The 13,389-nt window shown below is 67.7% G+C and carries 6 protein-coding genes; 4 read left to right on the top strand and 2 right to left on the bottom strand.

The window, feature by feature from the left end:
• The first annotated feature begins 30 nt into the window (after nucleotides 1-30).
• Complete coding sequence (locus tag ACIBEJ_RS25180; protein ID WP_397185245.1) at nucleotides 31-3,039, top strand: BTAD domain-containing putative transcriptional regulator; 3,009 nt, start codon at nucleotides 31-33, stop codon at nucleotides 3,037-3,039.
• A gap of 4 nt (nucleotides 3,040-3,043) precedes the next feature.
• Here the strand turns inward: ACIBEJ_RS25180 and ACIBEJ_RS25175 are convergent, their stop codons facing one another.
• Nucleotides 3,044-5,983, bottom strand: coding sequence for a BTAD domain-containing putative transcriptional regulator (locus ACIBEJ_RS25175; protein WP_397185244.1), 2,940 nt, complete (start codon nucleotides 5,981-5,983; stop codon nucleotides 3,044-3,046).
• Nucleotides 5,984-6,579: 596 nt separating this feature from the next.
• On the opposite strand from ACIBEJ_RS25175, the gene ACIBEJ_RS25170 reads away from it, so the two are divergent.
• Nucleotides 6,580-8,097: a BTAD domain-containing putative transcriptional regulator gene (locus ACIBEJ_RS25170; RefSeq protein WP_397185243.1), complete on the top strand. Its 1,518-nt coding sequence runs from the start codon at nucleotides 6,580-6,582 to the stop codon at nucleotides 8,095-8,097.
• Between the two features lie 128 nt (nucleotides 8,098-8,225).
• Here ACIBEJ_RS25170 and ACIBEJ_RS25165 read toward each other — a convergent pair whose 3' ends face one another.
• Nucleotides 8,226-9,332 (bottom strand): hypothetical protein, encoded by a 1,107-nt coding sequence (locus tag ACIBEJ_RS25165; protein ID WP_397185242.1) that lies wholly within the window; start codon nucleotides 9,330-9,332, stop codon nucleotides 8,226-8,228.
• Nucleotides 9,333-9,543: 211 nt separating this feature from the next.
• Between ACIBEJ_RS25165 and ACIBEJ_RS25160 the strand changes: the two genes are divergently transcribed.
• Both ACIBEJ_RS25160 and ACIBEJ_RS25155 read left to right on the top strand, forming a co-directional pair.
• Nucleotides 9,544-10,209 carry a diphthine--ammonia ligase gene (locus ACIBEJ_RS25160; protein ID WP_397185241.1) on the top strand — a complete coding sequence of 222 codons (666 nt, stop codon included), beginning with the start codon at nucleotides 9,544-9,546 and terminating at the stop codon, nucleotides 10,207-10,209.
• A gap of 221 nt (nucleotides 10,210-10,430) precedes the next feature.
• On the top strand, nucleotides 10,431-13,313 hold the full coding sequence (locus ACIBEJ_RS25155; RefSeq protein WP_397185240.1) for a hypothetical protein: 2,883 nt from the start codon (nucleotides 10,431-10,433) through the stop codon (nucleotides 13,311-13,313).
• The last annotated feature ends 76 nt before the right edge of the window (nucleotides 13,314-13,389 follow it).

The raw sequence follows: 13,389 nt of genomic DNA, 5'->3' as shown, positions 1-13,389 counted from the left end.
GGTTGACGCGTTGGATACGGAGTGGAGTCGATGTCATTCGGCCAGGTCGTCCGGCAGCGACGACGTGCTCTGGGACTGTCGCAGAAGGACGTGGCCGCACGCGCCGGAGTGAGCCCCCGTACCCTGCGAGGGATCGAGCTGGGCCGTGTGGCCCACCCCCGGCACGAGACGGTGACGAGGATCGCCGCCGTGCTGGGTCTGGGCGATCAGGCGATCCACGCCGGCCTCTCCATCGCCGTGCTGGGGCCGCTGGAGGTCTCCAACGGCGGTGAGACCGTCAACGTGACCTCAATGAAGCAGCGCCTTCTGCTGGGGCTGCTGGCGATCCACCCCAACCAGGCGGTGGGACTCAGCAGGATCGCGGCATCACTTTGGGAGGATGGAGCCCCGGCCAAATGGCGGGGACTGGTGCACAACTACGTGGCGCGGGTGCGGAGCGTGGTGGAGCCGGATGCGCTCCTTACTCATACGCACCATGGATATGCGTTGCGCATAGGCGCTGCCGCATTGGATTCCCTGCGCTTCGATGAGCTCACCGAGCGGGCCCTGGCCTGCGACGATCCGGATGAGACGGTGACCTTGCTGACCGAGGCGCTCAGCCTGTGGCGCGGGCCCGTACTGGCGGATCTTCCTTCGGCGTTGTCGGAGGATCCGGCCACGGTGAGGATGTCCGATCGGCGGGCGGCGGCCGCGCTGCGGCTCGCGGATGTGAGCCTGGAGCGCGGCGAGTTCGAGGCGGCGGTTTCCGCGCTCCAGCCCGTGGCCGCGGCGGTTCCGCTGCACGAAGGAGTCCATGCGCGCTTGATGCTGGCGATGGCGGGACAGGGCAGACAGGCCGACGCACTCGCGTTGTTCACCCGGATCCGCGATCGTCTCTCGGCTGATCTGGGAGTAGATCCTGGCCCGGAGCTGACGAAGGCCCATCTGCGGGTGCTGCGGCAGGAGATTCCGGCCTCGCGTCCTGAACTCGCCTCGACATCACCCCGACTGACTCCGGCGGAACTGCCGGCCGATGTGGTGGGGTTCGTGGGCCGCGCCGATGAGAGCGCACGGCTGCGGGACCGGCTTCTCAGTGGCTCCGGATCGGTGTCGGCGATCAGTGGGGGCGGCGGAGTCGGCAAGTCCGCGCTGGCCGTCCATGTGGCCTGGCGCCTGGCCGGCCACTTCCCTGACGGCCAGCTGTACGTGGACCTGCGTGGGACCACCCCGGACGTCAGACCTGTCGATCCGCACGACGCGCTCAGCTACTTCCTGCGCTCCCTCGGCGTGAAGAACATCCCGCGCGTCACCGAGGAGGCGGCCGCCCGCTTCCGCTCTCTGGCGGCTGAGCGACGCCTGCTCATCTTGCTCGACAACGCCTCCGACGCCGAGCAGGTACGGCACCTGCTCCCGGGCGCTCCTTCCTGCGGCGTGCTCATCACCAGCCGTCGGATCCTGCCCGGCCTCGGCGCCGTCCAGGAACACCTCGACGTGCTCGCCGAGGCCCAGTCGATCGATCTTCTCCGCAACCTGCTCGGCGAGGGCCGGATGGGCGCCGAACCCGATGCGGCGAGGGAGTTGGTACGGCTGTGCGGTGGATTGCCGCTGGCATTACGGATCGTCGCGGCCCGGCTGGCCGCCCGCCCCGCCTGGACCCTGAGCTCCATAGTCGAGCGTCTGCACCAGCGGCGCCTTGATCAGCTCCACGCCGGCGATCTCGACATGGACGTGACGTTCAGGATCAGCTACAGCGAGCTCGACGCCACCCACGCCCGCGCATTTCGGCTCTGTGCCCTGCCCGATGCGCCCGACATCGACGGCGCCGCCGCCGCGGTCGTGCTCGACACACCCGAAGAGCGGGCCGCGGAATTGCTCAGGAACCTGGTCAACCTCAACCTGCTCGAATCCCGCGCCCCGGGCCGATACCGCTACCACGACCTGCTGCGTCTGTTCGCGCGCGCCCGAGCCGACCAGGAGGACGCGCCCGATCAGCGAGCCGCCGCGTTGCGCCGGCTCCTCGACTTCTACGCCGCGACCACCAGGAGCGCGGTGAACACGGTGGACGCCAATTGGGGCTGGCCGGAAAAGCTTCTCAACACTCGAAGCCTCGGACTCCGGTTCCAGGACTCGGCAGCGGCGACCGCGTGGCTGCACGAACAGGCGCCGCACGTGCTGGCGGCCATCACCCAGACCACGGAGAGCGCGGATGAGGCCATCGGGATCGCCGCCGACCTCACTTACAGTCTGCAATGGCTGATCCGCGCGGGAATCAGCTGGCATGCGGTCGCTCACGCCGCACACACGGTCGTCGAGGCGAGCGAGAACACCGGGGATCACCGCAGCGAGGCCATGGCCAGGGTCCTGCTCGGCGAACTCGCCTACTCCAGATCGGAGCCGCCCACCGCTGCCAGGCACTGCGACCGCGCCATCAAACTGGCGCAGGCCACGGGGGACGGCACGCTGCTCGCGGAAGTACGCCACCTGCGGGCGATGCTGTACATCATCCAGGGGTGCCCGGAGTCGGCCATTCGCCCCTTGCGCGAAGCGGCTACTCAGTTCGCCAAGCTCGGACGCCTTCGCGGTGAGGCCAACGCCCTTCTAGATCTTGTCGAGGCCCTTGACCAGGCCGGGCGAAGCGCCGAAGCCGGGGCCACTTTGGAGCAGGTCCACGCCCTCACAGAAGGGCGCGACGACCCCGGCATCACGGCCAACCTCGCCAAGGCCCACGGAATTCTCCTGCGCGGAATGGGCCGGTACGCCGAGGCCGTGGAGGCGTTCGGCAAGACCTTGGCGTTCGACACCGCCACCGGCAGGAGCCGAGGAAGGTCCAACATCCTTTTCGAGATCGCCGATACGTGTTTCCTGGCCGGCGATGACGGCGAGGCGATCAAACATGCCACGCAGAGTCTGGCGATCGTCCGGGAAATCGGCGATGGCTTCAACACGGCACGCGCGCTGACCGTCCTGGGGAACGCGCACACGCGTCAAGGAGAGGTCGGGAGGGGGCAGACCGAACTCGAAGAGGCGCGCGAGATCTTCACCCGGCTCGGCGTTCTGTAGCCCATCAAGCTTGCCCGCCAGGTGTGGCGGAGTCGATCGAGGTGAGCCCCAGTTGCCGGAGGATGTCGGCTGACTTACGCCAGTTGAGTTCCGCCTCCTGCTGCCGGCCGAGGTCGCGCAGTGCCAAGCCCAGTCGCCAGTGGTTCTCCGCTTCCGCGTAGGTGTTCACCAACCCCTCGCGGCGGCTGAGCCTGATCGCCTCCTCGAAGCGGGCAGCGGCCTGCCGCGCGTCGCCGGCCAGCCGATGAGCCTGGGCGAGATCGCCGACCGCGCACACCCTGGCACGAGTCCCGTGTTCCTCGGCCAGGACGACGGCGCGGGTCAGTGTTTCGATGGCGTCGTCGAGCCGGCCCAACTGGGTGTAGGCAGCGCCCAGATTGGTGAGGTTGAAAGCCTCACCGACCGGATCGTCCTGCTCCCGGTTGAGGGCGAGCGCGAGCCGAAAACAGGCGATCGCCTCGTCGAGGCGTCCCACCCGCTGATGAACGCCGGCCAGCCCCACCAGGGCGTGCGGCTTCAAGTGGTTCAGGTCGTGCTCGCCGATCAGCGACAATGCGCGGGTCAGGTGTTGTCCGGCCGTGTCGAGCAGGCCGAGCCGATGCTGTGCCCAAGCGAGATCGGTGCGCGCGTACGCCTCCAGCCGGCCGTCCTGCGACCTCAGAGCCGAGTCCAGCGCGATCTCGCCCAGCGCGAGCAGATCGCGCCATCGCCCCTGGTCATAGAAGGAGAACGACAACGCCGTGGCCAGCGCGACAGCGAGTTCATGCTCGCCCATGCGACCGGCCTGCCCGACGGCGGCGATGAGGTTGGCGGAGTCGGTATTGATCCACGTGTTGACGTCCGCGTTGCTCGTCAACAAGAGCCGGCGTGCGCCTCGGGTGGCCGGCCCGACCTCCTGACGCCACGGCTGACCGAGCCCGGCCAGTTCGCTGGCAGCCCGTGCCGTTGCCAGGTACAGATGCAGTGCCCGTAGCACCGACTCCTTCCGGGCCGGCGGGCGATCGTCGACCGCCCCACGCTCCAGTGCGAAGAGCCGGAGCAGGTCATGCATCCGATAGCGGTCCGCCGCGTGCGCCTCGACCAGATGCGTGTCCAGCAGCGCCTCAAGCAGAGTGCCGGCCTTGTCCGGATCGAGATCGGCGAGGGACGCGGCCACCTCCAAGCTCACATCAGGGCCATCGAGCAACGCCAGCGACCGGAACATCGCGGCCGCTTCGGCATCGAGATCGCGGTAGCTGCACAGGAAGCTGGCGCGGACCTCGAGATCGTCCACCCGTAGCACGTTGAGCCGGGAGTGTTCGGCCGCCAGCTTGTCGGCCAGGCCACGCAGCGGCCAGACGGGGCGAGCGGCCAGACGTGCCGCGACGATGCGGACCGCCAGCGGAAGCCGGCCACACAGCCGCACCAGGTCGGCCGCCGCCTGGGGATCGGCCTCGACCCGGCTGGCGCCCACCAGGCGTACCAGGACGTTCACGGCCTCGCCCTCGGACAGTACGTCGAGCTCGCGATGAGCGGCGCTGTCCAGCGCGGTCAACGTCCGGCGGCTGGTGACCAGCACCCCGCAACCGGCGCCTCCCGGCAGAAGCGGCCGAACCTGCGCCGCGTCGCGCGCGTCGTCAAGGACGAGCAGCATCCGTTTGCCGGCGACGAGCGACCGGAACCGCCGCGCCGCTTCGTCGTCGGTCCCCGGAATCGCCGAATCGGACACCTTGAGCGAACGCAGGAGCGCGCCCAGCGCCTCGCCCACCGTCAGCGGCGCCTCACCCGGGACTGCTCCCCGCAGGTTCAGATAGAGCTGTCCATCGGGAAAGTCCTGCGCGAGCCGGTGTCCGACATGGATCGCCAGCGCTGTCTTTCCCACACCCGCGGCGCCGGTGATCGTGGCCACTCCGCCGCATGCCAGCAGCTCACAGAGCTCATCCCCCTCTGCCGTACGCCCGACGAAGGAGGCGGTCTCGGCGGGCGATTCAGCCAGCGCCAAGGGAACGGCCACTCCGCACCCCGGCGTATCCTGAGGCGGCACCCGGATTCGCGCCTCCCGAAGCTCCCATCCCGGTTCGAGCCCCATTTCGGCCAGCCGGTCATGGATGTGCGCGTACGTGGTCAACGCGGCGGCCTGTTGCCCGTCACCGGCCAGAGCGAGAATCAACCGCGCGTGCACTCCTTCGTGCAATGGCTCTTCTCGCGCCAGACCTTCCAGTACGGCTACCGCCCGCCCGGGCCGGCCCAGCGCCATAACCGCGTCCGCGAACGCCAGAGCGGCTCTCAGCCGATCGTGGGTCAACTCGTCGATCGCGGCTTGATGCGGACGCAGCCGGTCGGACAATCCGTCGAGCACCTGTCCCCGCCACAGGTCCAGCGCCTGCCGTAACAGCTGGGCCATGCCCTTGAGATCGCCCGTGCGCCGGCACCGCAGCGCGCTGTCAAGAGCCCTGGAGAACCGTACGACGTCAATGCGCTCGTCGTTGACATTGAGCGCGTACCCACCACGGGCGGTGAGGATGGCGGTTTCCGACCCCAATGCGTTTCGGAGCCGGGCCACATAGGTGTGAATGAGACTCTGCCACGATCTGGGTGCGGGATCGTCCCACAGGACCGTGGCGATGCCGTCGAGTGTGGCGACGCGGCCAGGCCGGAGAGCCAGCAACGCGAGAAGTCTCCGCTGTTTCTCGGCTTCGATGGCGACCGGCTCGCCGTCCCTGTACACCCGGAGCGGTCCGAGTATGTGGATGCTGAGCTCGGCTGTCCGGGACAGCGCAGAAGCGCTCTCCCCGAGTACCGCCGTCAAGCTCCGCACGGTTTCCGAATGGGGATGGGTGACCGACCCGTTTTCGATCGCACGTATCGTACGGACGCTCACGCCGGCCTTCGACGCGAGTTCACGCTGGGAGAGCCTCTGCTTGACCCGCTCAGCCCTGAGCCTTTCACCCAATGAAGTCTTCATGATCACCTAGTCCCCCGAGGACCGGCAGACGATCCAGCACGCGATGTCAAGGCTATGAGTATGGACCGGCACATTCCTGTACCGCCCTTCAACCGCGCAGCCTGGGGGTTTGCCGAGGAAGAGGCAGTTACCGGGAGGCCGGGCTTCCGTCCGGGCCGTTGGTCCGCTGTGGCACCGGGTTCTGCCGGTTGGGCGGCAGAACTCGTGGCGGCATGGCGGCCGGCCTGGGATTTCTCCGGCCGGGCTGCGGTACAGGACCGTGCCATCGGCCGTGAATACGCTCATGTGGTGCAGTCAGCCGGCACCAGCGGCATCTGGATGCGCCCACTGACGACATGTTGCTGGAGTAGACCGAGAAATGCCGCCGCACCTATGGATCCCTGTGCATGATCGCCTGCACCGGACAAACCCGAGCACCACCCCGGGACGAGATCGCCAAGACGGCGCCGCATGGTCCTCATCGCCGAAGTCTCCGCGCCTGGCTGCCGAGAGAACGGGCCGGTTGATTCACCGCGCCAGAATCTTGTTCTCCATTTTCACCCGGAGCGGCAGACAGGCATGCCGCGATGTTCGCAGAAAGACATGGAGGGGGCAACGTGCACATTGAATTCGGGGTGCTCGGGGAGCTTTGTGCGTCCATGGATGGGAAGGAGGTCGATCTCGGCCCGGCCCGGCAGCAATCCGTGCTCGCCGCGCTCTTGGCGGACGCCAATCACACGGTCTCCCTGGATCAGCTCGCGGACCGAGTCTGGGGCCAGGATCCGCCCGAGCATATGGCGGCAACGGTGCGTAGCTATCTTTCCCGGCTCCGTGCGGCGCTACCCACTGAGGATTGGGCCATCGAGAGCCGTTCCGGTGGCTATGTCGTACGCGTGGAAGAGATGGCGGTGGACCTGTACAGATTTCGCAGGCTTCTCGGACGCGCCCGTGCCGTGACCGACGAAGAGGATCAGGTGCTGCTGTTTCAACAGGCGCTCGGCCTGTGGCGGGGTGAGGTGTTCGCCAACCTGGACAGCACGTGGCTGAATCAGTTCAGAAACGCACTGCGGGCCGAACATTTCGCGGCGGTGCTGGACTACCATGACATACAGCTGCGGCGCGGCGAGCACATCCTGCTTCTCCCCGGCCTCCTCGCCCTGATCACCGACCATCCTCTGGATGAACGACTGGCCGGGCAGTTGATACTCGCGCTCTATCGCGTTGGTCGCCAGGCCGAGGCGTACAGTCACTACGAGAACATCCGCCGGAGACTGGCTGACGAGCTGGGCGTTGACCCCAGCCCTCGCCTGCGGCAGCTCTATCAGAACATGCTCGCAGGAGAGCCTTTCGACGACTGGATGCCACAGCCGCGGAAAGCCCGGATCGACACAATCGACTCCGTGATTCCTCAGCAGCTTCCGGCGAACATCAGAAGGTTCGTCGGCCGCCAGTCCGAGCTACGGCAATTGAATAATCTGCTTGCTGGAAGAAGGCAGGCGGAGGTGATCGTCATTTCGGGCTCCGCCGGCGTCGGAAAGACGTCGCTGGTCGTCCATTGGGCGCATGCGATTCGCGATGAATTTCCGGACGGTCAGATATATCTGGACCTCCGGGCGTTCGCAGCGTCCAGCCCGACCAGGGTGCGCGGATTGTTGCAGACGCTGGGTGTGCCGTCGTGGCGGATACCTACGGAGCTCGACGCGCAGATCGGGTTGTATCGCAGCCTGCTGGCGACCAAGAAGGTGCTGACAGTGCTGGATGACGCCAGTGACTCCGCACCAATACGCTCACTCCTGGCCGGCGCGCCGGGGTCCCTGACCGTGGTCACCAGCAGGAATCGGTTGATCGATCTCGTGGCGACGACCGATGCTCACTTGCTGTTGCTGGAGCCGTTCACGAGAGACGAGGCTTGGCAAATGCTGAACCATCGTCTCGGCGCGGACAGAGTCGCGGCGGAATCCGTGGCCGCGGGCAAGCTCGTCGAATGGTGCGCAGGGCTCCCCCAGGGGCTCGCGGCAGTGACCGCCTGCGCCCTCGCATACCCTCATCTCCGTCTCGCCGATCTCACCAATCGGCTGAACAGATCCGGGCCTGAACTCACACCGGCCACGCGATCCTTGAGAACGAGCGCCTAGCGAACTTCGGTCGCAGGGCTTCTGCAGCTTTGTGTCAGTTTCACGACGCACGAGGAATTGCCCGCCCAACCGGGAACTCCGCTGGTCGAGAGCTTCCAGCAGGTGCGTACGGCAGCGGCGGCCTTCCCTCAGGCGCCGGTGCTGTATTCGTAGAGGTCGTAGGCGACCATCACGAGCCTGCCCGGACCGGAGGCGTAGCCCAGGGTCGAGCCGAGCGGGCTGGTGACCGCCTGATAGCCGATGGTGTCGAGGGTGGCACTTGCGGTCCCCATCCACAGCGCCCCCTCCTCGGTGGAGGCGAACCAGCACGGCCCCCCGGCGTAGGCGCCCCAGGTCGTGGCGAAGTTGAACGCCTGCGGCCGCTGGGTGTCGACGATGAGATTCGCCTTGTCGAGGAGGGTGATCTGCCAGGTCCCGGTGTCGATCGCGTAGTACCACAGGTTGTGGTCCTGCGGGCCGACCGAGCAGTTGGCCACGAGCAGCTTGTTCCCGGCGACGGAGAGGCTGTTGATGCCGCGCTGGGCCTGCGAGTTGAACACCGTCTGGGAAAGGATCACCCCGGACGGCGCCTCGACCACCGACAGGTATCCGTCCTCGGACCCCGCCACCACGCGTGCCTTGCCGGCCGAGTCGGAGACGACGCCGATGGAGTGGATGTCGTGCAGGCCCCAGGGATTGACCGGCTGGGGGTTGCGGACGTCCACCGCGCGCACGAACCGCAGCCTCCGCTCGTGCCGCGTGTACTTCCAGATCGACAGATGTCCCGTGGTGTGGCCGACGACCAGGTTCTGCTGGGTCCCGATCGCCCCGGTGGCGACGCCGAGTGCGGGGTCGTACCCATAGGTGCCCGCAGCACGCAGGTCGGACCAGCCTCCCTTGCCCGCGACCCACAGCGCGATCGACCGGTCGTCGTTGGAGCTGGCGAACGCCAGGCCGGGCAGGGCGCCGAGCATTCGCACCCCCTGGAACGCCGGGCTGGCCACCGCCTCGTTGATGAGCGGCCCCGCGACGCTGGTATCGGTGAACCTGAAGACGCTCATCGAGCCGTCCCAGCGGCCGACCACGAAGTGCTCGCGATCCAGCCAGGTGAGCTGCTGCGCCATCTCGTACGTCGTGCCGTTGGAGGTGATCGGCAGCGCCGCCTCGGCCCTTCCCGGCGCGGGGAACTCGACACCGCGCCCGATGAGTTCCCGCCGCGAGCGCACGACCGCGGGGACATCTCGATCAGTCGCCACCGCTCTCCGCCCTTCACCCGTCGTCACGGAGACCGAAGCCGTGGCCGGCCCCGGCACCGCGATGCCCGCCAGGGCAACCGCAGAAAGAAGACCACCGCGTAATATCTGCCGCCGCCCGACCGCATACGCCGGGCGTGGCGTGGAAGGCTCGCTGGACACGCCCCTCACTATCGCACCGGCATCAAGCGCGGACAAGAAATACAATCGCGACATGGAAACAGGAAGCCGTTTCTTCACGTCCTGGAGTGGCGGCAAGGACTCGGCGCTGGCGCTGCACCACGCGATTCGGTCCGGTGCGATTCCCGAACTGCTCATCACGATGATGACCGAAACGGGAGAACGTTCACGTTCCCACGGTCTCAGTCGCGACCTCCTGACGCTTCAGGCCGAGGCAATCGGCATTCCTGCGCGTTTCGCCGCGGCCACTTGGGCGGATTACGAGGACACGTTTCAGGAAACGGTCGCGGGCGTGGTCAGGGAAGGCGTCCGTATTGGTGTATTTGGCGACATGGATATCGAGTCGCACCGTGAATGGGTGGTTTCCACCTGCGCCAGGGCGGGAGCCACGGCCGAGCTGCCGCTGTGGGGACGTGAGCGGGCCGGACTGATGGAGGAACTGGTCGCGGACGGGTTCAAGGCGCTCCTGGTCGCCGTCAGAGAGCCGCTGCTGCCGCCGGAACTGCTGGGCAAGGTCATCGATCGCGACATGATCCGCCGCTTCGGCGAGGCGGGCGTGGACCTGGCGGGGGAAAAGGGCGAATACCACACCGTCGTCGTCGACGGCCCGATCTTCCGCCACCCGCTGCCGGTAATCCTCGGGGAGAGGGTGCTCAGGGACGGCGTGTGGTTCGTCGACATCGAGGCCGCCACGGGATGAGCGCATGGGATCGCTAGGCGAGCGGAGAGGGAGCAGCCCTCCGTCCAGTCGTCGGCCCGCGAGGACGTCCAGGGGTTGACGTCGGGGCGTTCGGTTGTCTGGAGGCGCCCACACGCGATGAGTAGCCGTTCCTCCCGCACCGGAAAAATGAGCAGGGTGTACTCAGGCGCTCACAGCCGGGTGGTGTGACGGTGTTCCCCTGCCAACAAAAGGGGAGTGACATGAGCGGCAGACTCTTAGGAGCCATCGTCGGGATCCTCTGCCTGCTGGCGGTGAGCCTCGTGTCGGCCACCTCGGCCCAGGCCATCGCCACGCGTACGGTCACCGTCACCATCACCCACGTCGAATGCATCGACAACTGCAGGAACGAAGGGCTGGAAGCGGCCGGCGAAGGACCGGCCGATCTCTATGCCAAGGTGTGGATCAACGGCCAGAAACAGCCGCCGGGAAGCAGCGACGACGATCCCTCGACGCCGCACGAGGACGACAAGTCGCTCGTCACGCCGTTCTGGGCGCTCAGCGCACAGGTGCCTGACACGGTGCTGAACATCCCCGTCGGCATCCAGATCTGGGACCACGACACCACGTCGGGTGACGACCTGGGCGACATCAGCCCGCGTAACGACGACAACAACCTGGACTTCCGGGTCGACCATCTCACCGGCAAGTGGATAGACCACACCGGCCAGGAGGACAAGGTGAGCTGGCCGCAGTCCTGCGCGACCGGCGACGGCGGCGATGACGACGAGCCCCGGGTCAAGGTGTGCTTCGACGTCAGCATCGACTCCAGCAACGGCGACACCGACGGCGACTTCCTGCTCGACGGCTGGGAGCGCTGGGGCTACAACGCCGACGGCGACGCCACCATCGACGTCGACCTGCCCGCGATGGGCGCCAACTTCCGGCGCAAGGACCTCTACCTGGAGATCGACTGCCTGTTCGGCGCGAACCACAACCACTGCCCGGTCCAGGGCGCGATGACCGCGGTCGTGCAGTCCTTCGCCGACGCGCCGGTGGTGAACGCCGACGGCTCCTCCGGCATCCAGCTCCATGTCGACCTGGGCAACTTCTACGGCCAGGCCGCCGGCGTGGCCACGAACGTGCCCAGAACGGGAGGCGGCGCCGTAGGCACCTTCGGCAACTACGGCGGCGGCGGCGACCAGATCAACGAGGCGGGCAACCAGATCATCGACTGGGACGGCGCCCCCGGCAGGGCCGGGACGAACTTCTTCACGCTGAAGAACATGAACGCCGCCCGCGACTTCGTCTTCCGGTACGCGCTGTTCGGTCACCAGACCAACTTCCGCAGCGCGACCAACGACTGCACCACCGGCTGGGCCAAGGGGATCCCCGGGGTCAACTTCATGGTCACGCTCGGCGGCACCAGGGGAACCACGGGCAACCAGTGCTGGGGCCTCAACGCCAACGGGCTGTCCGTCGGCACCCAGAACGAGCAGGCCGGCACGCTCATGCACGAGTTCGGCCACACGCTGGGCCTTCACCACGGCGGCCAGGACGAGGACAACAACAAGCCCAACTACCTGAGCGTCATGAACTACGCCATGCAGTACTGCGGCGTCACCGCGGTGGCCGCGGCCGGTCTGCCCGGCGGCTGCGACTACTCCCGGATCGCGGCCGGCCCGCTGAACGAGGTGCTTCCGCCCGGCCTGGACGAGTGTCAGGGCAACGGCATCCCCGCCCTGGGCCAGATCGACTGGGACGGCGGCGGCGTGAGCGGCGCCACGTGCGCGCCACCGCTGCCGACCGCGAACGTCTCGGCCAACATCAACGACGACACCACCAACGACCTCAACGGCAACGGAAACTGGGACCCAGGCGAGCCGCTCCGCCTCAGCCGCCTCGACGGCTTCGAGGACTGGAACCGGCTCGACTACGGCTTCCGCACCAGAGAGAACTTCCGCACGGCCGGCGCGCCCACCGAGAACGAGCCGGACTGGGACATCATCCAGTCGGCCCGCGCCAACCTGGCCACCCTCGTCAAGCCCGAGCTCAAGGTGGATCTCACCGGACCGGCCGACGCCACCCCCGGCGACACGCTGACCTACACCACCACGCTCGCAAACCCCGGCCGCGGCCCGTCCCTGCAGACCCGGCTCGGCGCCGAGGACCTGGACACGCTCGTCGTCGGCGAATCGCACACCAGGACCGCGACCGTCGAGGTGCCGTGCGACACCGCCGACGGGACCGTGCTGACCCGCCAGGCGTCGGCCGGCGGCGAGGACATGCTGGGCAACCGGGCGACCGGCGAGGACTCGCTGTCCACCACCGTCCACGCGCCGCGGCTGACCGCCGGGAAGAGCGCCACGGCCACGGTGAACGCGGGTGAGGCGATCACCTACCGGATCTCCTACGAGAACACCGGCAGCGGGGACGCCTCCGGGGTCGTCGTCACCGACGTACTGCCGAAGGATGTCTACTACAGCAAGGCCCTGGACACCGGCGCGGGCCCCCAGCCCGCGACGGTGGTGCGGAACGCCGACGGAACGACCACGCTCACCTGGCAGATCGGCGGCGCGGCCGGCGGATCGGGCAAGAAGACGATCGAGTACACCGCCCGGCCGAGCCTGCTCTTCCTGCCAGGCGCCGAGGTCACCAACGCGGCGACCCTGACCTTCACCAACGCGAACGGTTGCACGTACGAGCCGGTGAAGGCGTCGGCGACCACCGAGATCACCGAGGTGCCCGCCACGGGGAACCCGCGCAGCCAGGGGTACTGGAAGACGCACGAGCAGGAGTGGACCGGCGAGATCCTGGCCCGGATCCAGGCGACCGACCAGCGCTTCGATTCCGGCGGCGACGGCGCGCTGTCGGCTCCCGAGGTCACGGCGGTGTTCGGGCCCGGGGCTCCGCACGTGCGGATCCTGCGGATCCAGTTGCTCGCAACGTACTTCAACCTGGCCACCAGGAAGGTCAACGCCTCGACCGCCATCAGCTCCGAGACCGCCGACCGGCACGACCTCGGCAACGTCCGCGACGCCGCCCGGTTCGGCATCAGCACGCTGACGCTGCCGGTGGACGGCAACACGGGCATCTACAGTGACGCGACCCGCGTCCTCGACGAGATCAACAACGACCAGAGCTGACGCCGCGTCGTCTCATCTCCATCCATGGCCACGAGGCCGTGGATGGAGAGGAGCCCTTCCGCACCTGCCCGATCAC

This window comes from Nonomuraea sp. NPDC050790 (assembly GCF_044456745.1).
Classification (GTDB): Bacteria; Actinomycetota; Actinomycetes; order Streptosporangiales; family Streptosporangiaceae; genus Nonomuraea.
Note: the sequence above shows the minus strand (reverse complement) of the source record. Positions and strands in the feature narration are given on the sequence as shown.